The organism is Marinomonas communis (genome assembly GCF_004363305.1).
GTDB classification, from domain to species: Bacteria; Pseudomonadota; Gammaproteobacteria; order Pseudomonadales; family Marinomonadaceae; genus Marinomonas; species Marinomonas communis.
On record NZ_SNZA01000006.1, the window covers coordinates 237,543 to 259,321 of the forward strand.

The following is a 21,779-nucleotide window of genomic DNA, read 5'->3' on the forward strand; positions in this document are numbered from 1 at the left end:
TTGGTTACTTAAGTGAATCAAGCAGCACTCAATAAGTGCCTGCATGTGATTATTAAACTGGGAGAAAGAAGTAGTGTTTTCAAGCCAATCGACGGGATTGCACGGCTCCTACACGGTTGTTTCAAGGTTTAGACAAAGGCTTGATTAAATTATCGCCGTCATCAACCCAACACCATCCCATAAGAACTGCCCAGCCAACAAAAGCATTAAAAACGCCATCAAACGTTGCACCCATGACATAACAGAGGGTTTGAGTACTAGCTGTTTCAATTGTTTACCCGCAAGAAAATAAGACGCTGGAGCACCGCCAGCCATCAGGCCTAGCAGCACCGACACCCAAAACACATTGATGCCTTCAATGTGAGCATTAGGAAATTGCACCGTCACCACTGGCAACACGACAATCATCGCCTTTGGATTGGTCAACTGCATAATAAGACCCGAGGCAAACGTCATATCGTGATTGGCATTGGCCGCCTGTTGTGGACGATAGCTGGCGATCAGTAGCTTTAGGGCTAAATACGCGATATACAGGCCTCCTAGACTGGCCGTGACACCTTGCATGACAGGCGTCACCATCGCACCACCAATGTAGCCCACCAATAAGAACAGGGTGCACATCGCTAAGGCAACACCACCACAGAAGCGTAACGTCTGCCAGCCATAGTGGCTCACTCCTGAAAACAGTGACAGCATATTTACTGGGCCAGGGGAATACATCATCACCAGTGCAAACAGTAGAATTTCAAGCATAGGATACCCTCCAACGGGCAATGTCAGATTCGAGAGAAGAACGAAAAAAGTGAGTGCTAAGGAATCAGAATTAATTGCTGATACTGACGCGGGGTAATGCCAAATACTGGCTTAAAGCGACGATTAAAATGGCTTAAATCGTTAAAGCCTAAGTGATTAGCAATGTCGGAAACCGGCACACCTGAACGAAGTGCTTGGCGACCTCGGTTGATACGAATATTGAGCCAGTACTGGTGTGGCGTCATACCGGTATATTCTTTAAAGAGTCGCAAGAAGTGATACTTTGACATGCAAGCCACTTGGCACAAACTGTCCAAAGACACTTCGTCTTGATAGTGATCTTGTAAATACTCTTTGGCACGTTCAAGTCGCGATTGGCGTTTAATGTCACGGCTCAATACTCGTTTAGACTCGTAACGCACTAACTGCTCAGCCAGCTCAAACATCAACATTGTGTATTCGCTCGACGTTGCGCCTTGAGACTCGATCAATCGCGCCAGCCGCAAAATACGATCCTGAACTTGAGGATCGCTAAAAACCGTCTCGTTTACACGAAAATGTTCCGCATGGCGCACATTCAACGCCTTAAGGTGTGGCACAAATTGTTCAGGATGCACATAAAGCATTTCATAAGTCAGCGCGGCATCACCACCTGACTCACCATCATGAGCATCCCCAGGGTTCAACGCGATCACCTGTCCTGGATTGCTCTTGTTCAATTTGCCATTAGCAAAGAAATCCTGACGCCCAGATAGAGTGATACCAAAGGAGTATTCTTCATGGGCATGATTACCGTAAGAAAAGTTCGTCATCGACGCTTTCAACAGCATCACATTGTCTAGCGCTTGGTTATTTAGAAATTGAAACTGATTACCGTCTGACATCTCCCCCTCCTCTTTTCAAATGCCCAAGATACCCCTTCAGAGTAGCGGAAAGATCGGCAAACGTATTGGATAAAATTGCGGCTTATTCAGCCCACTATAATCATGGTATCTCGACTGACGACAACCAATGCCAGTCTTCGATGACTTGTTGCGCGTAATCAGTTTGGAGTTGTTCAAGTTCAGACCAAGTAGCGTCCGATGTTGCCACTACCGCCTGTTCTAAACGTTGGGAACGTCGATCAAAGCGACCATGAGCAAGAGCTAAGGCAGCGCCACATGCCGTAGCGTATTCACGCAGTCCACCGTTGATGGCGCGTTTGCCGCAGGCAATATTGTCTGGATCGATGCCGACACGTGCATGATGACGAGAGCGTACCAACCAATGCGCTTTGCGCCATAGCACATCATCTAAAACCAAATCTGGGTTACGCTGCATGCGACGCTGGCAATTCACCGTTAAGTGGGCTGGAGACAGTAAGTTCGTTAGGCTCAAATCTTGGTATTCAAACAAAGGTGCGGCCGCCCGTTGTTTCTTAACTTCAACAATATGACACAGCCCGAGGTCCTCAGGCGTCACATCTTCTGGACCAACCAGTAGGTAATAACGCTTCATATTGACCGAGCCCGTCCCTGCCCCAACACGTTCTACAATATGAAGAATCGTATCGTCCACATAAGGCGAAAAGACTTGCTCTATCAACCGATAGGTGGAACCATCTTCGATGATTTTAAACTTCTCAGGTATCTCTCGAAAACGCAGTGGACGCTGTTCAAGATCGACTGCTTTTGCCAAGGAGCTTTTACTGAGAAAGTCCTCACCACCGACTTGGCGACGGCGCGCTTTTTGCTCCAGCTTATAAAGCAGATGTTCCTCTGGAAAGTTCTGCAGTACATGACGGTAATCCATGTCTTTATCAAGCAGTTGTTGGCAGGTATCACGATAACTTTGCCAAAAAGCCGTTAACGCTAGACGCGCTTCACTGGCTTCCACCACTTTGTTTTTATTCAGCGGTTCAAGAGGTTGATAGCGGCCTTCCACAATGCCTTGGCAATGATCTGTGCAGAGCAATAGACTCGTTCCAAAGCGCAGTAAATCCCAACCCGCATGTCCGACGCAGGCATCATCAAAATCATTTGGCGCAAAAATCACTTCTTCGCCATGGGAGCCTTCTTCGCTAAAGAAACCAAAATTTGAGACATGGCAATCGCCCATGACCATCGTCAGCGGCCATGATTCGATTTCATCAGGCAATCGAAACGTCATATTAGCCAAGTCTTGATAAAACACGGAAGAGGCGCCACGCAGCATCACAAAGGGACTAATGGTCATCTTGCGGTGCTTTTTCAAGCCACTGCCTGGAGCGACGCCATCCACTCTTGTCATCACTTCTATTAGCTCTTGCTGATGCTCTAACACTTATCACCTCTTCGTCTCGATGTTGGCCTTATGGGACATGATAAAAGCATTTTCCATTCAGGTCTAAGTTGACTGCACAAGACGCTATCTTTCTCTCAACTAAATGTTATGTTATAACATTTAGTTGAGAGAGGAGAGAACGATGCCAGCAATCAACGATTCTAAAAAATTACCCGTCACCGTCCTGTCAGGGTTTCTCGGTGCCGGTAAAACCACCCTATTGAGTCATTTACTCAATAACCGCGATGGCTTGCGCATCGCAGTCATCGTTAATGACATGAGTGAAATCAACATTGATGCCGCTTTTGTTGAACAAGAAGTGTCATTGAATCGCGGCGAAGAAAAGCTGGTTGAGATGAGCAACGGCTGCATCTGTTGTACGTTGCGGGAAGACTTACTCATCGAGGTTCGCGCCCTTGCCGAGGCAGGCAAATTTGATTACCTCGTAATTGAATCCACCGGGATTTCTGAACCATTGCCAGTGGCAGAAACCTTTACCTTTGCCGATGAAAATGGCATTAGCCTTTCTGACATCGCCACCTTGGATACTATGGTCACGGTAGTGGATGCCGTGAATTTCTTAAAAGATTACAACACCGCCAAAAGCATCAAAGAGGCTGGGGAATCTTTAGGCGAAGATGACGAACGTAATGTTGCCGATTTACTGGTGGATCAAGTGGAGTTTGCCGACCTACTGCTGATCAGCAAAATTGACCTGGTCACCGAAGCAGAGCTTAACGAGCTAAAAGCCATTCTGCGTAGTTTAAACAGCATGGCCGAAATCATTCCCATGGAGCGGGGCCAAGTCCCTAATGAGAAACTGCTTGGCACAGGGTTATTCGACTTTGAGAAAGCCCAGCAAGCCCCAGGTTGGCTAGCCGAAATGCGCGGTGAGCATACACCGGAAACCGAAGAGTACGGCATTGCCAGTTTTAGTTTTGTGGCACGCAAGCCTTTTCACCCGCAACGCTTCTATGACGTGCTGCACAGCACCGAGCAATATGGCAAATTGATTCGCTCTAAAGGCTACTTTTGGTTAGCGTCACGCCCTCAATTTGCGGGGCAATGGAGCCAAGCCGGCGGTATTGCACAATACGGTTTTGCGGGCATGTTCTGGCGCGCGGTACCTAAACAGCATTGGCCTACTGACGAAGCCTCTTTGGCGACCATTATGGAAAATTGGCACGAACCTTTTGGTGATATGCGCCAAGAACTGGTGTTTATTGGCCAAAACCTTGATCAATCTGCCATGACTCAGGCGCTAGAAGCCGCACTCCTGACGAATGAGGAACTGGTTCTTGGCAAAGACGCATGGGAAGCTATGACTGACCCTTTCCCAGCTTGGCAGGAGTCCGTAGCATGAGTGTGATCGAAGAAACATTTGGCGCTCTGCCCTCTCCAACCGCGGCCTTTTCAGAAGAATTATCCGGGCTCGCGGGCATCTATCAAGACGATGTGAACTTGATGGTATGGCAACGCGATTTGGACTCAGAAACTAAGCAATCGGTGTCGGCTGTGCTGCAAACTGACCGCCCCCTTTCCTTGAATCAAATCGTCACCCCTGAGAACGTCAGCCAGTCCCTAGAACGAGGTTTACCTCAAGTCGATGGTCGAGATGCTTTGATTCGCGATATTGCTTTATTGGTTGATGCTTACTGTTGTTTGTTTGACCTAGAGACAGCGGGGTTACGTTTAACACAAGTGGATCGCGCCATGTGCCCCCGCTTTCATGTGGATCAAGTGCCTTGCCGTTTGATCACCACTTTTGCAGGCCCTGCTACCCAATGGTTAGAAGAAAACAGCTTAAACCGTTCAAAGCTGGGTCGAGGTAGCAATGGTCAACCAGACAGTTCCTCTGGCTTAATCCAAGCCAATGCCAACATCCAGCAAATCACGGTCGGTGATGTGGCGTTGTTAAAAGGCGAGCGCTGGGAAGGCAATGAAGGCCGCGGCATTGTGCACCGTTCTCCTGGTGTCGAACAAGGCCAGCAGCGCTTGCTGCTAACCTTGGATATGGCCTAGTGCTTTGGCCGTTTTAAGAGGTCTAAGATTGGGCCTCTTGAATCGGCAACGGCGCATCGGTTTTTACTGCTCGAATGGCAAAATTGCTGTGAATGTCTTTCACAAACGGCAAGGTCTGAATGGTCCTTAAAATCGCCTCGTACTCTTTCAAATTATGCACCACCACTTCTAGGCGATAATCAGACTGCCCTGATACCACAAAACAGCTGAGCACATTGGGCATGGCAATGATGGACTCTTCAAACTGCAAGCTGGTTTGGTCTTTGTGATTCTCAAGGGAGACATCAACAAAAACCGTCATGCCCAAGCCGACTTTTTCACGATCTAGAGTGGCACGGTATCCGGTAATGACCGTCTCTGCTTCCAATTTTTTAACCCGTCTTAAACAGGGCGAGGGCGACAAATGAATGCGTTCCGACAAATCCACATTCGTTAAGCGTCCGTCGTCTTGTAGCTGGCGCAAGATCGCAAAATCCACTTTATCCATCATATTGGCATACTCGAAAACTATTTAATTAAAAATTAGCACAATGTGTCTTTTGAGTCTGTAAAACCTATCAACATAGCAAGGACATGCTTTGCCTATTTGCTAAATAATGAAGTCATTAAAGCGCGCTTTGATTCCTGAGCGCCCTCTCATCAATATGGATTGAGGTCACACCTGATGGCGAATATTAGCTCTCCAGCGATCCCCAACTCGGCACCTGCCTATCGTCTCACAGCGCAAGGTCGAGCCTTCAAGCTTGGTGTTCTGTCGGCTTTGGCGACGGTGTTTATTTGGAGCTGTTTCCTGCTGTCCATGCGTGCTGGAGCCGTCTCTGCCCTAACCACCTTTGATTTAGCCCTAATGCGCTTTGTGTTGCCAGGGTTGGTATTACTGCCCTGGGTCATGCGTGATTGGCGTTTATTGATGTCGACCTCTCCATGGATGCTATTGGGTGTTTGCGTTGGCGCAGGCGTGCCATTCTTTTACCTCAGTAGTTTAGGTGCCAGCTACGCCCCAGCCGCACATTCGGGACTATTGATTCCCGGTACTTTTCCGTTGTTTGTCACTGCCATCGCCGTGTTGGTTTTCAAAGAGCCGATTTCTTCGCAACGCTTCGTCGGTCTGCTGTGCATTGGCCTAGGTGTATTAAGTCTCGTCTTGATGTCGATGCTGCAAAGCAGCGGGGAGCTTTGGAAAGGGGATCTGATCTTTCTACTGGCCGCCTTTTTCTGGGCGGTGTACACCATCTGTTTGCGCTTAGCAGGCCTACCTCCGTTAGCGATTACCGGGCTTTTGTGCCTTGTTTCGAGTGTTATTCTCGGCTTGCTGTATATCTCCGGGCAGGTCTCCTCGGGCATGGCTGACACGCCACTGCTGACAGTCATGACACAGTTTATTGTGCAAGCGGTGCTCGTCGGTATCGTGGCAGGCTTCACCTATGGTTTCGCCATTAACCTAATTGGTGCTGAGTTAAGCGCCGCCATCGGTTCCCTAACACCAGTGCTGGTGTCTTTGCTCGCCATTCCTTTACTGAATGAATCACTTTCAATGGCTTCTGGCTTAGGACTGGCATTGGTCTGTAGTGGTGTTGTGTTAGCCAGTGGTTTGTCTCTGCGATCCATTTTTTCCCGTTAAGAGGTGCCCTCGTATGTTTTTTGAATCTCTCTCCTCTGCGCCTCATGATCCAATCATGGCGCTGTCCTCCCTGTGTCTGCAGGACACTCGCTCACAGAAACTGGATCTGGGTATCGGCGTATATCGCAATGCCTTAGGCCAGACGCCAGTCTTTGACGCAGTGAAGGCAGCTGAACAGTCTTTAGTCGCTGCGCAAGACAGCAAAGCCTACGTTGGCATGCAAGGACATTTAGGGTTTAACCGTGCTATGACGTCACTGATTCTGGGTGAGCAATGGGAAACGAGCCGTGTCCGTACTTTACAAACGCCAGGAGCCAGCGGCGCGCTACGCTTACTCGCAGACTTAATTGCGCGAACCAACGCGGATGCTACGATCTGGCTTAGCGATCCGAGCTATACCAATCATGAGCCTATCTTTCGCGCGGCGGGTTTAGACGTGCGTTATTACCCATACTTTGATGCAGCCACTAAGCAAGTAAACAGCGATGCTATGATTGCCCAACTGTCACAACTGGGCACCAATGACGTAGTAGTACTGCATGGCTGTTGCCATAACCCAACCGGCGCTGACATGAGTTTGGAACTGTGGCAACAGGTGACAGAGCTGTCGCTAAAGACGGGATTCTTACCCTTTATTGATATGGCGTATCAAGGCTTTGGTCGTTCTTTGGAAGAAGATGCCCAAGGCACTCGCTATTTGACGACACGAGTGCCAAGCTTTTTGTTAGCCAGCTCCTGTTCAAAAAACTTCGGTCTCTACCGTGAACGTGTGGGCGTCGCCATGATGGCAGGCCATTCGGAGAAAGCCAGTGACAGCATGCTCTCGCAATTGTTAAGCCTCGCGCGTAATAGCTACACCATGCCACCGGATCATGGCGCGGCCATCGTGGCAGCGATTCTGTCTTATGAATCATTGAAAGCATCATGGCAGGCAGAGCTAAGCCATATGACTCAGCATATCCAGAACACACGTAAGCAGCTACGTCAGGCTTTAGAACATCGTTTTAACCGTGATTACAGTTTCATCGAACAGCATCAAGGGATGTTCTCTATGCTAGGGATCGATACGGACTCCGTACACCGTTTACGCACTCAAAAAGCGATCTATTTACTCGACAATGGACGCCTTAATCTCGCGGGGTTGGCGCCCTCTCAAATTGAGTATTTTGCCGACAGTTTATTCGCCGTTGAACGCATGCAGTAAGGAAATCACGCCACTCTTGCAAAGCTAATTCATATTCAGTCTCTTGCCCTATTGTGACATCAACTACTAGAGCCACACTTTGCTCGACTCGGCATAGTTTTCAGTGAAGAAATACAAATACTAAGAACAAGGGGAACCCCCTTATTCTTAGTAGTGACTCTAAATAGCATACTTCACGCCAAGAGATGCCATTAGTAAAAGCATAGATAAGGATAGTGTTTTTCGGACAACACTTGAGCCATACTTTAGTGCTGAGTGGCTGCCGAGGTGGTTACCAGCTAGATTGGCCAATACTAATGGGATAGCTAATAAATATAAAATCTTACCTGCTAGAATAAAGGCAATTAGCGCTCCAATATTCGAGGAAAAGTTAAACAGCTTGGAATTAGCTGATGCTGCAACTAAGTCAAAACGTAGAATGAAGTGCAGAGCCAAAATCAAAAAGCTTCCTGTTCCTGGGCCAAAAAAACCATCATAGAAACCAATAACAAAGACTGTTAGGGGCACCCCTATATACAATTTAAAATTTGAAAAGGAGTGCTCACCTTCTAACACATTCTTCTTAGGGAAGAAGGAAAGGATTATACCGACAGGCATTAAGGCTAAGATAATCTTTCCAACCGTGTCAGGGTCAAAGTACAAAATCATTTGGGCGCCGATATAAGCCCCAGCTAGCCCAGCAGGAATGCCTGAAGCGACGGCTTTCCAGATAACCTTTTTATTTTTTACAAAGTTTCGGATCGCAGCAATAGTGCCTAATGTACTAACTATCTTTTCTTGCCCTAACGCGACTTGCGGTGGTAGTCCAGCCAAGATAAAAGAAGGGACTAGAATCAGCCCACCACCACCTGCAACACTATCAATAAAACCTGCTGCGAACGCTGATGCAATAAGCGCAACCACAACCCAAATTGAGAAATCTGATAATAGCCATTCCATGTAGAAAGTCTCCTGACACCATTAAAATCATTGATGTCGCCGCTATGCCTTTAGCCACAATAGCGGCGATCATTTGGGATTAGCCCGCTATTGCTTTAACTAAAACTGATGTATCCATACGCCCTAAACCTTGCTGCTGTAATGCAGCATAATGCTGGTCGACATCTTGAGCCATTTTTAGCTCAACGCCATACGCCCTAGCCTGCTCAATACAAATGCTCAAGTCTTTACGCATCCAGTCCACCGCAAAGCCAAAATCAAATTCACCTTTTGCCATGGTTTCTAAACGGTTAGCCATCTGCCATGACCCAGCCGCCCCATGCTTTAACGTATCCACGACTTTTGAAATATTTAAATCTGCTTTTTCGGCCAACAACAGCGCTTCACTTAAGCCATTTAAAACACCTGCAATGCAGACTTGATTAACCATTTTGCACCGTTGCCCTTGACCAGCAGAGCCCATTAGTTGGACTTGCTTCGCATAGCAATCCACCACAGGAAGAGCCTGGTTAAAGATCTCTTCTTCACCACCACACATAACCGTTAAGACCCCATTCTCAGCACCTGCTTGACCACCAGAAACAGGTGCATCGATGAAGTGAACACCCTGCTCTTCGCAAGCCCTGGCCAACTCCTCCGCCAATAAAGCCGAAGTAGTCGTATGATCAATCAAAACAGCGCCCGCCGACATCCCGGCCAACACACCATCTGAACCATAAATAACACTGCGTACGTCATTATCATTACCAACACAAACACATACGAAATCTGCTCCAGCGGCCGCTTCTGCTGGCGTTTTTGCGGCATGGCCAGAGAATTCATTTGCCCAACGCTCCGCTTTCTCGTACGTACGGTTATACACAGTGATAGAGCCTCCAGACTTAGACAAATGCCCTGCCATTGGGTAACCCATAACACCCAGCCCAATAAATGCAATTTTTATGTTTTCCATTTCCAATCCTCGCTTAATCTTTTCCAATGTGAGAGCAATTTGGGAGACTTAATAAACGTTGTTTAGACTTCATACCAAACAAACGAATTAACCAGCGATCAGCGCCATCTTCCCTTGGAATGTAGGCCTCCCTTCGATGCAAAGTACGCTGATTTTTAATCAACAACATATCGCCAGGTAGAAATACAGTTGAATGTACATTTTCAGGTTTTTCTAAAGCCGCTTCGAACATGAGTAGAGCCGCTGCAGCCTGAGGTGTAATAGGAGTAACGTTCTCCTTGTCATAACGACTGTAAGCAACATTGTTTCTATCAAATGCCAAAACAGGCAATCTCGAACTTAATGAGCCACTAAAAGAATCAGGGCGGCTAATTAAAAATTGATCACTCATTAGGATTTGAATGACGCCTTGATTAAGGCGTGATAAAACGTCATCTAGCAGTACAACCGAAGAATTCACTTTTAAATCACTACGTATTGCCATCAGAGAAAGTAGCTCTGGGCACGCAGATTTACCGTTAAGTGACTCTGGAATAATTGGAAGATCAGGTTTATCAACATGAAAGCCGAACGTTACATCTGACCCATGTGAAGACTTTTTCCCTTTCGCATCTTTGGTTGGAACAACATGTCTAAAAATCCGGCCGTTATTCTCATGCTCATAAGCAATAGGGTGAAACCCTGCTAAGTTATAGATACCCGTATGAATAGCATTCGCTAGAAGTAACTCATCATTCTCAATGAAACCTTCATATGGCGTAGGAGGTAAAGTATCTCCTAATGGCAGACCTCGAATAATCAAAGCCGATTCCTGATCACTCTCAGAGAAACTTTTAATCCGAAGCAAAACTTCTTCACTCAGAAGGTCTTGCATCTGACAGCCAATCCACTCAGCCGCTTCTATAACTTGTTTATCATCAGATAATGACATTGTGCACAAGCGACTTTTCAACGCCTGTGCTGATTGATAAGTAACATGACATTCAGAAATACCAAAAACATCTGACTCTTGTTTAATCTGTACTTGTGACACCTTCGTTAAGTCCTTTTTAACCATCATTGAATCGATGAAAGCAAGATTAATATACAAAAATAACATATGTCAATTATTTATTTTGACATATACCTTGAGTTTGTAGAAAAATAATAGATATCAATTTACATATATCATATAGTTGCACGCTCTTATTATTACTCACTTAACAGGTCACATTGTGTCAAAGCCAAAGTACCAAGAAATCGCTGATGCCGTTATTCATCTTATTGACATAGGCCATTATAAAGAGGGAAGCAAACTGCCTACCCATCGCGCGTTAGCAGCTGAGTACTCGACGACCCCCGTGACCATTGCTAAGGCCTATACTTTGCTAGCAGAACAAGGGCATATTGAATCCTTTGTCGGGCGGGGAAGCTTTGTAAAAAGTAAGTCCAGCTTGAGGCAGGCTATCCAGTCACAGTTTGTTGAAGATGAGTGGAATTTTTCTATTCTGCAGCCATGTCTTGCCCAACAACTCACAGCACTGCACCAGCAGATTAACCAGTGCTTTACCGAGACTGCCTCACCAGCGCTCTTTGGTTATATTGAAGACACAGGGAGCATCTCGCACAAAGAGGCAGGGATGCGTTGGTTACAACAGTTTGGTTTGCAAGTACGCTCCCCAGAGCATGTACTACTTACCAATGGCGCGCAGCATGCCTTATCAACTCTCATCGAACTATATTCTCAGCCGGGCGATAAAATCGCGGTAGAATCTCTGACCTATCCAGGAATCTTGTCGATTATTAAAGCGTTAGGTAGGGAGCCAATGGGAGTGGAGTTAGATGAGCAAGGTATGCGTCCTGAATGTCTACAAGAGGTATGCGAGCAGCATAAACCTAGCCTGGTGATTGTTGTGCCATCTCATCAAAACCCAACCACCACCACCTTGTCTTTAGAGCGCCGTAAAGCCATTGCCAGCGTTATTCAAAAACACTCCACTTGGTTAATCGAAGACGATATCTACAGTTTTTTAAACCCAGAAGTGATTGCGCCGATCACTAATCTAATCCCAGAAAAAAGCTTCTATATCAGCAGTTTATCTAAAGCCATTAGCCCCGGAATGCGCTGTGGCTATCTAAAAGCACCACAGAGCCAAATTGACAATTTGTCAGCCTATATTCGAACAATGATTTGGCTAGCCTCACCGATTAACTTTGAGGTAGCGACACAAATGATTAACTCAGGCCTTATCTTTCAACTGGCTGATCAGCAAAAGCGCATTGCGCAGCAACGGCAATCCGTCGCCAAAAGAGTTTTAAAGGATGAAACGACTCTCTCCCAACAGAGCAGCTACCATATCTGGCTAACTCTGCCAGAGAATGTCGATACAGATAAGTTTGTCATGACAGCCAAAGAGCGCGGCATGTTTTTAAGCAATGGACGCTATTTCTGCCATAACGAGGAATACAGTCAACATGTACGACTTTCATTAATGTCGATAGCAGATGATCAACATTTTGAAGAGGGCTTAGCGCAACTGAAGCATTTACTGGATCAAAGCAAGCTCTAATTATTTGCCATTATCAAATGAGATAACAACATCACGCATGTTGGATATTACCCAACATGCGTGATGTTGATCTAAGAATGCAAGTACTCTATTCGGCTGTGATTAAGCACATATTAATCAGCAGCTAAATGCTTCAACAAGGCATCCACTGTCTGTTTCGCATCGCCGAACAACATACGCGTGTTGTCTTTGAAGAACAGTGGGTTTTCAACGCCTGCGTAACCGCGGCTCATTCCACGTTTAAGCACGATCGTATGTTTGCCTTTCCAAGGTTCTAGGACTGGCATACCCGCGATAGGGCTGTCTTCTACTTCGTTCGCCGCAGGGTTCACAATGTCGTTGGCACCGATCACCACCGATACGTCTATTTTCGGGAAATCTTCATTGATTTCGTCCATTTCGTAAACGATGTCATAAGGTACTTTCGCTTCTGCGAGCAATACGTTCATGTGACCCGGCATACGACCCGCAACTGGGTGGATACCAAAGCGCACGTTGACGCCTTTTTCACGCAATTTCTTAGTGATCTCGAATACAGTGTGCTGTGCTTGCGCTACCGCCATACCGTAACCTGGGATGATCATGACTTCTTTTGCAGATTCCAGCATGTGAGCAGCTTCTTCAGATTGGACTTCAACAATCTCGCCTTGCTCTTCTACCGCAGCGCCCGCTGCAGGAGATGCTTTTTTCTTCTTAGAGCCGATACCACCAAGGATAACGTTCAAGAACTTACGGTTCATCGCACGACACATGATGTAAGACAGGATCGCACCCGAACTACCGACTAGGGCACCGACGACGATCAGCAAGTCGTTACCGAGCATGAAGCCCATTGCCGCGGCGGCCCACCCCGAATAGGAGTTCAGCATCGACACGACAACTGGCATGTCCGCCCCACCGATCGCGACCACTAGGTGGGCACCGAATAGCAACGCTAGGACAGTGATGATGGTTAGGTAAACCATACCATTCGCTGCACCGACCGCGGCGAATTCAACGATTAGGTACAAAGACACGAATACGATCGCAAGGTTGATCAAGTGACGACCCGGTAGCTGCAGTGGGTTACCCGATACTTTGCCGCTTAGTTTCAAGTAAGCAACCAAAGACCCCGTGAACGTAACCGCGCCGATAAAGATACCGAGAGAGGTTTCCACGTCATGGATACGCTGCGCCACAACCGACTCGTACACACCGTGACCTAACGCGTTAGCAAAGCCGACGAATACCGCCGCCAAACCGACCAAACTGTGTAGGATCGCTACCAATTCTGGCATCGATGTCATTTCGACACGTTTCGCTAGGACATAACCGATCACACCGCCAGGTACTAGACCCACTAGAAGTAAGCCGTAGTTATCGGTTACGGCACCGATGATGGTCACCGCCATCGCTAGGCCCATGCCTAGAATGCCGTAGATGTTACCGCGGCGCGCGCTTTCTTGGTGGCTCAAGCCCCCCAATGCCATGATAAATAAGGCACTGGCTCCGATGTAGGCAGCCGTCATTACTCCAAAGTTCATTGTCGTCTCCTACTTACGGAACATTTTCAGCATACGATGGGTCACGGCAAAGCCGCCGACGATGTTAATGCTGGTGATAAAGATGGCTAACGCCGCGAGTATCGCGACCACTGAGCTGTCATTAGAGATCTGTGTCAACGCACCAACGACAATGATGCTACTGATGGCATTGGTCACACTCATAAGAGGCGTATGCAACGAGTGGCTCACACCCCACACCACCATGTAACCGACGAAACACGACAGAACAAAAACGGTTAAGTGTCCCATAAATTCAGCAGGCGCAACGCTCCCGATGCCCATTAGCAATACCCCAACAATGAAGACAGGGATAAGGAAACCAAACGCACTGGGCTTCTTCTCTTCTTTCTTGGCTGCTTTTGCCTCCGGCAAAGGCTCGCTTACATCGCTCTTCGGTGCAGCCGACAAACGCGGTGCTGGTGGTGGCCAAGTGATGTTGCCTTGTTTCACCACGGTTGCGCCACGAATGACTTCGTCTTCCATGTTCAGGTCAATCTGACCGTCTTTGTTCGGACACAACTCTGTTAGCAGGTGGTAGATGTTGGTGGCAAACAATTGGCTCGACTGCGCCGCCATACGACTTGGCAAGTTGGTGTAACCAATCATAGTGACACCGTGCTTATGCACGACCTCATTGGCTTGGGTCAGCTTACAGTTACCGCCCGTTTCGGCCGCCAAGTCCACGATCACACTGCCTGGTTTCATTGAGCGCACCATTTGTTCAGTGATCAATTCTGGCGCGGGTTTACCTGGAATGAGTGCGGTGGTGATGATGATGTCCACGTCTTTCGCTTGCTCTGCGAATAAGGCCATTTCTGCGGCAATGAACTCAGGGCTCATAGTTTTAGCGTAACCGCCTTCGCCACTGCCATCTTCGTCTTTGAAATTTAGAACAAGGAATTCAGCGTCCATACTTTCTACTTGTTCTTTGACTTCCGGACGCGTGTCGAAGGCACGAACAATCGCACCCATACTTTTCGCAGCACCAATCGCTGCCAAGCCGGCAACCCCAGCTCCGATGACCAATACTTTCGCTGGCGGCACTTTACCCGCTGCCGTAATTTGGCCTGTGAAGAAACGACCAAAGTGTTGCGCTGCTTCCACGACCGCACGGTAACCGGCGATGTTGGCCATCGAGCTCAACACGTCCATTTTTTGTGCGCGGGAAATACGAGGCACGGCATCTAACGCCACCGCATTGGTGCCACGAGCAGCCAATTCGTTCAACTTGGCAGAATTTTGCGCAGGATAGAGAGTGCTAATCAGCATCTGATCTTTACCGAGTAGCTCAATGCCGTAAAAGCCTAGCTCTGGGTGCTCAATCGGTGGGCGCACTTTTATCAGGATATCTGAATCGTGCCACAGTGCTTTGGTATCACTGGTCACTTCCACGCCCGCCGCAATGTAAGCGTCGTCTGAGTAAGACGCCGCTTCACCTGCCCCGCTTTCAATGACCAAATCAAAGCCGAGCTGCTTAACCCTTTCCGCGACCACGGGGGTCATGGCCACCCGCAGCTCGCCGTCTTCTATCTCTTTTGGTATTCCAATCTTCATAATGATGCCGTAATTATTTTTATCCCAGTTGTCACCAACACATAGTTACTCGCTCACTAACAGTGCTTTTGCACGCTCTTAAATTGAGCACCACAACCCACAATGGAGCGTCAGCCATTAGAAACTAGCGTCCTGTGATGCTCTTGCACACGAGCGTCAGGACAAGACTCGATTACGACGGCTCAGCAAAGATCGCGTGTTCAAACAACGGCAAACGCCCAATGTATAAGGGTGTGTTTAAGCCATGCCCTTCTATACTGGTTAAGTGATCTGTCGCAATGATCGATGGAAAAGCGCGAGGAAATGCGTCATTCATTCCGAATGTGTCGCAATAAGATAAATGACCCAAAATTGGCTGTGCTACTGTGCCAGCAGTTTTGAACATAGGAAGGCATTTGGCAGATTCAACACGCTGCAGGAGCGGCTTGAATCGATGACCTCATGCGGATGCCTTACCACTACAATAATAAGTAACACTTCCACCAGCTTACGAGGCCAACTTCGTGACTGGACAATAGGAGGAGACCGCCATGACCACATCGAAAGCTGTTGCCTGGGAGCCAGTCACCGCGCAAGCCTTAATCGATGACCTTAAGTCAAAGCCAGGCGCTTTGCTGCCGATTCTACATGCCATCCAAGATCGCTTTTCCTTTATCCCAGAGGAAGCTGTGGCGTTGATTGCCCAGTCCTTAACTTTAAGCCGTGCCGAAGTACATGGCGTGATCAGTTTTTATCACCATTTTCGTACCCAGCAACCTGGGCGTCACGTGGTAGAGATTTGTCGCGCAGAAGCGTGTCAGGCACAAGGTTCGCGAGCACTAGAAGACCATGCCAAAGCTGCTCTGGGGGTGGATTACCATCAGACAACAGCAGACCGCAACATTACCCTTGAGCCGGTTTATTGCTTGGGCAATTGCTCTTGTGGCCCCTCTATTCGTGTGGGCGATGAGATCCATGCGGACGTGGATGCAACCCGTTTTGATGAGCTTGTGGAAGGGCTAAAAACGGACAGAGTGGAGATTCTGCTATGACATTTCGTATTCACGTTCCTTCGGATACCACGGCCAAAGCACGTGGCGCTGATCGCATCGCGCGTCTGATTGAAATCGTAGCGCAAGAGCACAAGATTGATGTTGAAGTACGTCGTAATGGTACCCGCGGTCTTTACTGGCTAGAAACTTTGGTAGAAGTCGACACTGACGCAGGTCGATACGGCTTTGGCCCAGTAAAAGAAGGCGATATCGAGTCGTTGTTTGCTGCAGAGTTCTACAAGGGCAATGTAGAGCACTCGCTAGCAGTCGGTTTAGTAGAAGACATCCCTTACCTAAAACGTCAGGAGCGTTTCACATTCTCACGCCTAGGCATTACTGATCCACTTTCACTTGAAGACTACCAAGCCAAAGATGGCTTCAAAGGTCTGGAAAACGCAATCAAACTGTCATCACAAGAAATCGTTGATACAGTAAAAGAATCCGGCCTACGCGGTCGTGGTGGTGCAGCGTTCCCAACAGGCATCAAGTGGCAAACCGTCCTAGACGTTGAATCACCAAAAGGTCAAAAGTACATCGTCTGTAACGCCGACGAAGGTGACTCTGGTACCTTCGCTGACCGTTTGGTGATGGAGTGTGATCCCTTCATGCTAATTGAAGGCATGATCATCGCAGGTCTCGCTGTCGGTGCCACGCAAGGTTACATCTACTGTCGTTCTGAGTACCCACTGGCGATCGAAAACCTAAACAGCGCTATCCAAACCGCTTACGACAACAACCTATTGGGGGCTGACATCCAAGGTAGTGGTAAACACTTCGACCTAGAGGTGCGTATGGGTGCGGGGGCTTACATCTGTGGTGAAGAAACCTCATTACTCGAGAGCTTAGAAGGCAAACGAGGTCTAGTACGTGCTAAGCCACCATTGCCAGCAATCGTTGGTCTGTTCGGTCAACCAACGGTTGTGAACAACGTACTGTCCCTAGCAGCGGTCCCCTTCATTCTTGATAAGGGTGCCAAAGCCTACGCGGATGTCGGTGTCGGTCGCTCACGCGGCACGCTGCCTTTCCAAGTTACAGGTAACGTAAAATTCGGTGGTTTGGTGGAACTCGCCTTCGGCCCAACACTAAAAGAGCTGATGTTTGAATTCGGTGGCGGTACCCGCAGTGGTCGTCCGCTACGGGCGGTTCAGGTGGGTGGCCCACTCGGTGCTTACCTACCCGAAAGCCAGTGGGATACGCCACTTGGCTACGAAGAGTTTAGCCAGAAACAAGCCGTGCTGGGGCACGGTGGCGTGGTGATGTTTGATGACACAGTGGACATGAGTGAGCAAGCCCGCTTCTCTATGGAATTCTGTGTGGCCGAGTCTTGTGGTAAGTGTACACCTTGCCGTATTGGCTCAACTCGCGGTGTCGAAGTGATCGACCGTATTCGCGCTGGCAAAAACGTCGATGCCAATATGGAACTGTTAATGGATCTCTGTGAAACCATGCTAGACGGTTCCCTTTGTGCCATGGGCGGTATGACGCCATTCCCAGTCCAAAGTGCCATGCAGCACTTTACTGAGGACTTCGTTAAGAATGCAGCTTCAGCGACCCAAGCGAAGGAGGTCTGATCATGTTGCAACATTTTGACCCTAATAAGGATTACGGCACCCCTGCATCTCTGAGCGAAAAGCTGGTGACACTCGAAATCGACGGTGTGGAAGTGACTGTACCAGAAGGTACATCAGTGATGCGCGCGGCGGCGATGTATGACATCAACATCCCGAAACTTTGTGCGACAGACAATCTAGAAGCCTTCGGCTCTTGCCGTATCTGTGCCGTTCAAATCGAAGGCCGTCGTGGTACGCCTGCGTCTTGTACCACGCCTGTGGATGCGGGTATGAAAGTCACGACGCAAAACGACAAGCTAGCTAAGCTGCGTCGTAACATCATGGAGCTGTACATCTCTGATCACCCGCTAGACTGTCTAACTTGTCCAGCAAACGGTGACTGTGAGCTACAGAACATGGCGGGGGCGGTAGGCCTACGTGAAGTACGTTACGGCTTCGAAGGCAACAACCACCTACATGCTGAAAAAGACCAATCTAACCCTTACTTCACCTTCGATGCGAGCAAATGTATCGTCTGTTCACGCTGTGTACGCGCTTGTTCTGAAGTACAAGGTACCTTTGCACTGACCATCGATGGTCGTGGTTTTGACTCGAAAGTGGCAGCTGGCCAAAATGAGCAATTCCTGGATTCTGAGTGTGTGTCCTGTGGTGCCTGTGTGCAAGCCTGTCCAACCGCAACACTAATGGAAAACTCGGTCATCGACATGGGGACACCAGAGCACAGTGTGACCACAACCTGTGCTTACTGTGGTGTCGGCTGTTCTTTCAAAGCTGAAATGAAAGGCGATCAGTTAGTACGCATGGTTCCAGCGAAAGACGGCGATGCCAACCATGGTCACTCTTGTGTTAAAGGTCGTTTCGCATTCGGTTACGCCACCCACAAAGACCGTATCAAAGCGCCTATGATCCGTGACTCAATCGACCAGCCTTGGAAAGAAGTTAGCTGGGAAGAAGCGATCGGTTTCGCGGCGAAACGTCTAAAAGACATCCAAGCGCAATACGGCCGAGAAAGTATCGGTGGTATTACATCTTCTCGTTGTACCAACGAAGAAACTTACTTGGTTCAGAAACTGATCCGTGCGGCATTCGGTAACAACAACACCGATACCTGTGCGCGTGTCTGTCACAGCCCAACCGGTTACGGTCTGAAGCAAACCCTAGGTGAATCAGCGGGGACACAAACCTTTGACTCGGTGATGTTCTCTGACTGTATCCTTGTGATCGGTGCCAATCCGACAGATGCTCATCCAGTATTCGGCTCGCTAATGCGTCGTCGTTTACGTGAAGGCGCAAGCTTGATCGTGACCGACCCACGTGAGATCGACCTACTGAGCACACCACACCTAGGCGACGCAACACACTTGCCACTACGCCCAGGCACCAACGTTGCGATGGTCAACGCCCTAGCACACGTGGTGGTGACGGAAGGCTACGAAGACAAAGAATTTATCGCGTCTCGTTGTGACACGAAAGCCTACTCGAAATGGCGCGAGTTCATTATCGATGAACGTCATGCACCAGAAGCGGTAGAAGCCATCACAGGCGTCAGTGCAGAGAAAGTACGTGCAGCCGCACGTAAGTTCGCCACTGCAAAAAACGCATCGATTTACTATGGTCTTGGTGTAACAGAGCACAGCCAAGGTTCGACAACGGTCATGGGGATCGCCAACCTTGCCCTAGCAACCGGTAACATCGGTCGTGAAGGTGTGGGGGTAAACCCGCTACGTGGTCAGAACAACGTGCAAGGTTCTTGTGACATGGGCTCTTTCCCTCACGAGCTGCCAGGCTACCAACACGTCGCAGATTCTGTTGCCCGTGCCCGCTTCGAAAAAGCATGGGGCGTTGAACTGGACGACGAGCCAGGCCTGCGTATTCCAAACATGTTCGATGCTGCACTCGCTGGTGAATTCCGCGCCATGTATGTTCAAGGTGAGGACATCGCTCAGTCTGACCCGAACACACAACACGTTGAAGCGGCATTGTCGGCGTTAGATTGCTTGATCGTACAAGATATCTTCTTGAACGAAACAGCAAAATACGCGCACGTATTGCTACCAGGTTCTACTTTCCTAGAGAAAAACGGCACCTTCACCAACGCTGAACGTCGTATCAACCGCGTTCGTAAAGTGATGGCGCCAGTTGCAGGTAAAGAAGACTGGGAAGTAACGGTAGATCTTGCCAACGCATTGGGTTACCCAATGAGCTACTCTCACCCATCTGAAATCATGGATGAGATTGCTAGCCTAACACCAAGCTTCGCTAACGTAAGTTACGAGCGTTTAGAAGAGCACGGCAGCTTACAGTGGCCATGTAACGATGCCTTCCCAATGGGCTCGCCAATTATGCACACGGAAAGCTTCCCAATCGGCGACGAAGGTAAAGCGAAATTTGCGGTCACAGAATTCGTTCCAACAACAGAGCGTGCCAACAGCCGTTTCCCACTGTTGCTAACGACTGGTCGCATCTTGAGCCAATACAATGTCGGTGCACAAACCCGTCGTACCGACAACCAAGCGTGGCATGATGAGGACATCCTTGAACTGCATCCTCATGATGCAGAAGAACGCGGCATCAAGACCGGTGACTGGCTGGGTATCACCAGTCGTGCAGGTCATACGGTATTGCGTGCGCGTGTTGCTGAACGTATGCAACCTGGCGTGGTGTACACAACGTTCCACCACCCGGGTAGCGGTGCCAACGTCATCACCACGAACAACTCAGACTGGGCAACGAACTGCCCTGAGTACAAGGTCACTGCGGTACAAGTTGAGAAAGTATCTCAGCCATCACAATGGCAGAAGAACTTCCAAGACAACCACGAACGCCAGTACGAGTTCTTACGTGGCTCAGCTTCTTCTGAAGCCAAAGCGATTAAATAAGTAGGTATTGAGAGAGCACTATGTTTCATACTGAAGAAGAAAGCATCGTTACCATGATCAACCACATTGCGCAAAACAATGTGAGTGCGGGGACTGAATCAGACGTGGCGGATATGGTGGAAAGCCATATCACCAAATTCTGGTCGCGCCGCATGAAGAAGATCCTAGCGGAGCAACTTGCAACGGGAACAGAAGAGTTTGAGCCTGCTGCAAAAGTTGCCGCGCAACGTATCTCTGACAAGCTAGCCGAAAAGGCTTAAGGTCTATCCTAGCTAAATGTCAGGCGCTTTCCGCGCCTGACATTTACACCGACTTAACATAAGCCAATTACTGTGCAGGCTTTGTTAACCTCACTGACACAAGCTCAAATCTCCTAGGCTTTCACTGACAATTGATACTGAGTTAATCGACTTTTCAGTGTGTGGTTTTGTTTTACATTAAACAGATCGAAACACAGGAACTGGAGTGTGGCCTCATGATCAATCAGACGAGTAATATTTCACTGAATGTCCAACGTCATCATAATACATTAGTGCTCAGCATGAAGCCGTCTGGCCGACCTAGCAGTGAAGACTTTCAGAAACTATCCGCCATGATAGACCGTGCTGTTTATGCCATTCACTCTCAAGACGTCGCTCTATTGGTTGATTTAAGTGAACTGACAAGCGTCAGCACTAAAAGTGCTTGGAATGAGCTACTCCACGGTTTGAAAATCGGCCCTGAGTTTAAACGCATCGCCGTATACGGCCATAACCGCTGGCACAACGTCATGATCAGCGGCCTAAGCTGGCTCATCTCACCAAACTTAAAAGTGTTTAGGCACAAGCAAGAAGCGACCGACTGGGTGATGTTAACCTAG

Annotated in this window: 20 protein-coding genes; 10 read left to right on the top strand and 10 right to left on the bottom strand. The window is 48.5% G+C overall.

Features of this window, described 5'->3' with window-relative positions; all coding sequences use genetic code 11:
* Positions 1-144: 144 nt before the first annotated feature.
* From C8D85_RS16370 to C8D85_RS16380, 3 genes are all read right to left on the bottom strand, one after another.
* On the bottom strand, positions 145-753 hold the full coding sequence (locus C8D85_RS16370; protein WP_133564772.1) for a LysE family translocator: 609 nt from the start codon (positions 751-753) through the stop codon (positions 145-147).
* 56 nt (positions 754-809) lie between these two features.
* Complete coding sequence (locus C8D85_RS16375; RefSeq protein WP_133564774.1) at positions 810-1,637, bottom strand: AraC family transcriptional regulator; 828 nt, start codon at positions 1,635-1,637, stop codon at positions 810-812.
* Positions 1,638-1,737: 100 nt separating this feature from the next.
* Entirely contained in the window at positions 1,738-3,054 is a 1,317-nt protein-coding gene (locus tag C8D85_RS16380; protein ID WP_133564776.1) for a DUF2252 family protein, read from the bottom strand.
* Between the two features lie 142 nt (positions 3,055-3,196).
* Here C8D85_RS16380 and zigA point away from each other — a divergent pair, with 142 nt between their 5' ends.
* Both zigA and C8D85_RS16390 read left to right on the top strand, forming a co-directional pair.
* Positions 3,197-4,417 carry a zinc metallochaperone GTPase ZigA gene (gene zigA / locus C8D85_RS16385; RefSeq protein ID WP_133564779.1) on the top strand — a complete coding sequence of 407 codons (1,221 nt, stop codon included), beginning with the start codon at positions 3,197-3,199 and terminating at the stop codon, positions 4,415-4,417.
* Positions 4,414-5,076, top strand: coding sequence for a DUF1826 domain-containing protein (locus C8D85_RS16390; RefSeq protein WP_133564781.1), 663 nt, complete (start codon positions 4,414-4,416; stop codon positions 5,074-5,076). The genes zigA and C8D85_RS16390 overlap by 4 nt, the downstream gene beginning before the upstream one ends.
* Before the next feature lie 22 nt (positions 5,077-5,098).
* Here the strand turns inward: C8D85_RS16390 and C8D85_RS16395 are convergent, their stop codons facing one another.
* Entirely contained in the window at positions 5,099-5,566 is a 468-nt protein-coding gene (locus C8D85_RS16395) for an Lrp/AsnC family transcriptional regulator (RefSeq protein ID WP_323133255.1), read from the bottom strand.
* A 174-nt stretch (positions 5,567-5,740) separates the two neighbouring features.
* Here C8D85_RS16395 and C8D85_RS16400 point away from each other — a divergent pair, with 174 nt between their 5' ends.
* Both C8D85_RS16400 and C8D85_RS16405 read left to right on the top strand, forming a co-directional pair.
* Positions 5,741-6,697 carry a DMT family transporter gene (locus tag C8D85_RS16400; RefSeq protein ID WP_133564784.1) on the top strand — a complete coding sequence of 319 codons (957 nt, stop codon included), beginning with the start codon at positions 5,741-5,743 and terminating at the stop codon, positions 6,695-6,697.
* A gap of 13 nt (positions 6,698-6,710) precedes the next feature.
* Positions 6,711-7,901, top strand: coding sequence for an amino acid aminotransferase (locus C8D85_RS16405; RefSeq protein WP_133564787.1), 1,191 nt, complete (start codon positions 6,711-6,713; stop codon positions 7,899-7,901).
* A gap of 159 nt (positions 7,902-8,060) precedes the next feature.
* Here the strand turns inward: C8D85_RS16405 and C8D85_RS16410 are convergent, their stop codons facing one another.
* The 3 genes from C8D85_RS16410 to C8D85_RS16420 form a co-directional block, all read right to left on the bottom strand.
* Positions 8,061-8,840, bottom strand: coding sequence for a sulfite exporter TauE/SafE family protein (locus C8D85_RS16410; RefSeq protein ID WP_133564789.1), 780 nt, complete (start codon positions 8,838-8,840; stop codon positions 8,061-8,063).
* 79 nt (positions 8,841-8,919) lie between these two features.
* The gene (locus C8D85_RS16415; RefSeq protein WP_280524929.1) at positions 8,920-9,810 is read right to left on the bottom strand and encodes an NAD(P)-dependent oxidoreductase; all 891 of its coding nucleotides are present in this window, start codon (positions 9,808-9,810) and stop codon (positions 8,920-8,922) included.
* The gene (locus C8D85_RS16420) at positions 9,806-10,891 is read right to left on the bottom strand and encodes a TauD/TfdA family dioxygenase (RefSeq protein WP_211342222.1); all 1,086 of its coding nucleotides are present in this window, start codon (positions 10,889-10,891) and stop codon (positions 9,806-9,808) included. Before C8D85_RS16420 ends, C8D85_RS16415 begins: the two co-directional genes overlap by 5 nt.
* A 115-nt stretch (positions 10,892-11,006) precedes the next feature.
* Between C8D85_RS16420 and C8D85_RS16425 the strand changes: the two genes are divergently transcribed.
* Complete coding sequence (locus tag C8D85_RS16425) at positions 11,007-12,341, top strand: aminotransferase-like domain-containing protein (RefSeq protein WP_133564794.1); 1,335 nt, start codon at positions 11,007-11,009, stop codon at positions 12,339-12,341.
* Between the two features lie 113 nt (positions 12,342-12,454).
* On the opposite strand, the gene C8D85_RS16430 is transcribed toward C8D85_RS16425, so the two are convergent.
* The 3 genes from C8D85_RS16430 to C8D85_RS18105 form a co-directional block, all read right to left on the bottom strand.
* Positions 12,455-13,864: an NAD(P)(+) transhydrogenase (Re/Si-specific) subunit beta gene (locus C8D85_RS16430; RefSeq protein ID WP_133564796.1), complete on the bottom strand. Its 1,410-nt coding sequence runs from the start codon at positions 13,862-13,864 to the stop codon at positions 12,455-12,457.
* A 9-nt stretch (positions 13,865-13,873) separates the two neighbouring features.
* Entirely contained in the window at positions 13,874-15,439 is a 1,566-nt protein-coding gene (locus tag C8D85_RS16435; RefSeq protein WP_133564798.1) for a Re/Si-specific NAD(P)(+) transhydrogenase subunit alpha, read from the bottom strand.
* A gap of 172 nt (positions 15,440-15,611) precedes the next feature.
* Entirely contained in the window at positions 15,612-15,755 is a 144-nt protein-coding gene (locus C8D85_RS18105) for a hypothetical protein (RefSeq protein WP_162847611.1), read from the bottom strand.
* A 214-nt stretch (positions 15,756-15,969) separates the two neighbouring features.
* Between C8D85_RS18105 and C8D85_RS16440 the strand changes: the two genes are divergently transcribed.
* The 5 genes from C8D85_RS16440 to C8D85_RS16460 all read left to right on the top strand — a co-directional run bounded on the left by C8D85_RS16440 (position 15,970) and on the right by C8D85_RS16460 (position 21,779).
* Positions 15,970-16,470 carry a formate dehydrogenase subunit gamma gene (locus tag C8D85_RS16440; RefSeq protein WP_133564800.1) on the top strand — a complete coding sequence of 167 codons (501 nt, stop codon included), beginning with the start codon at positions 15,970-15,972 and terminating at the stop codon, positions 16,468-16,470.
* Positions 16,467-18,041: a formate dehydrogenase beta subunit gene (locus C8D85_RS16445; RefSeq protein WP_133564802.1), complete on the top strand. Its 1,575-nt coding sequence runs from the start codon at positions 16,467-16,469 to the stop codon at positions 18,039-18,041. The genes C8D85_RS16440 and C8D85_RS16445 overlap by 4 nt, the downstream gene beginning before the upstream one ends.
* Positions 18,042-18,043: 2 nt before the next feature.
* The gene (fdhF, locus tag C8D85_RS16450; RefSeq protein ID WP_133564804.1) at positions 18,044-20,920 is read left to right on the top strand and encodes a formate dehydrogenase subunit alpha; all 2,877 of its coding nucleotides are present in this window, start codon (positions 18,044-18,046) and stop codon (positions 20,918-20,920) included.
* 20 nt (positions 20,921-20,940) lie between these two features.
* Positions 20,941-21,180: a formate dehydrogenase subunit delta gene (locus tag C8D85_RS16455; RefSeq protein ID WP_133564805.1), complete on the top strand. Its 240-nt coding sequence runs from the start codon at positions 20,941-20,943 to the stop codon at positions 21,178-21,180.
* 215 nt (positions 21,181-21,395) lie between these two features.
* Positions 21,396-21,779 carry a SpoIIAA family protein gene (locus C8D85_RS16460; RefSeq protein WP_133564807.1) on the top strand — a complete coding sequence of 128 codons (384 nt, stop codon included), beginning with the start codon at positions 21,396-21,398 and terminating at the stop codon, positions 21,777-21,779.

Bases quoted from the DNA above. Each gene is read 5' to 3' on its own strand.
- C8D85_RS16420 (WP_211342222.1), bottom strand. From the start codon at position 10,891: ATGTTATTTTTGTATATTAATCTTGCTTTCATCGATTCAATGATGGTT.
- C8D85_RS16375 (WP_133564774.1), bottom strand. From the start codon at position 1,637: ATGTCAGACGGTAATCAGTTTCAATTTCTAAATAACCAAGCGCTAGAC.
- C8D85_RS18105 (WP_162847611.1), bottom strand. From the start codon at position 15,755: ATGAATGACGCATTTCCTCGCGCTTTTCCATCGATCATTGCGACAGAT.
- C8D85_RS16370 (WP_133564772.1), bottom strand. From the start codon at position 753: ATGCTTGAAATTCTACTGTTTGCACTGGTGATGATGTATTCCCCTGGC.
- C8D85_RS16395 (WP_323133255.1), bottom strand. From the start codon at position 5,566: ATGATGGATAAAGTGGATTTTGCGATCTTGCGCCAGCTACAAGACGAC.
- C8D85_RS16455 (WP_133564805.1), top strand. From the start codon at position 20,941: ATGTTTCATACTGAAGAAGAAAGCATCGTTACCATGATCAACCACATT.
- C8D85_RS16440 (WP_133564800.1), top strand. From the start codon at position 15,970: ATGACCACATCGAAAGCTGTTGCCTGGGAGCCAGTCACCGCGCAAGCC.
- C8D85_RS16390 (WP_133564781.1), top strand. From the start codon at position 4,414: ATGAGTGTGATCGAAGAAACATTTGGCGCTCTGCCCTCTCCAACCGCG.
- C8D85_RS16400 (WP_133564784.1), top strand. From the start codon at position 5,741: ATGGCGAATATTAGCTCTCCAGCGATCCCCAACTCGGCACCTGCCTAT.
- C8D85_RS16445 (WP_133564802.1), top strand. From the start codon at position 16,467: ATGACATTTCGTATTCACGTTCCTTCGGATACCACGGCCAAAGCACGT.
- C8D85_RS16430 (WP_133564796.1), bottom strand. From the start codon at position 13,864: ATGAACTTTGGAGTAATGACGGCTGCCTACATCGGAGCCAGTGCCTTA.
- C8D85_RS16410 (WP_133564789.1), bottom strand. From the start codon at position 8,840: ATGGAATGGCTATTATCAGATTTCTCAATTTGGGTTGTGGTTGCGCTT.
- C8D85_RS16435 (WP_133564798.1), bottom strand. From the start codon at position 15,439: ATGAAGATTGGAATACCAAAAGAGATAGAAGACGGCGAGCTGCGGGTG.
- zigA (WP_133564779.1), top strand. From the start codon at position 3,197: ATGCCAGCAATCAACGATTCTAAAAAATTACCCGTCACCGTCCTGTCA.
- C8D85_RS16405 (WP_133564787.1), top strand. From the start codon at position 6,711: ATGTTTTTTGAATCTCTCTCCTCTGCGCCTCATGATCCAATCATGGCG.
- fdhF (WP_133564804.1), top strand. From the start codon at position 18,044: ATGTTGCAACATTTTGACCCTAATAAGGATTACGGCACCCCTGCATCT.
- C8D85_RS16460 (WP_133564807.1), top strand. From the start codon at position 21,396: ATGATCAATCAGACGAGTAATATTTCACTGAATGTCCAACGTCATCAT.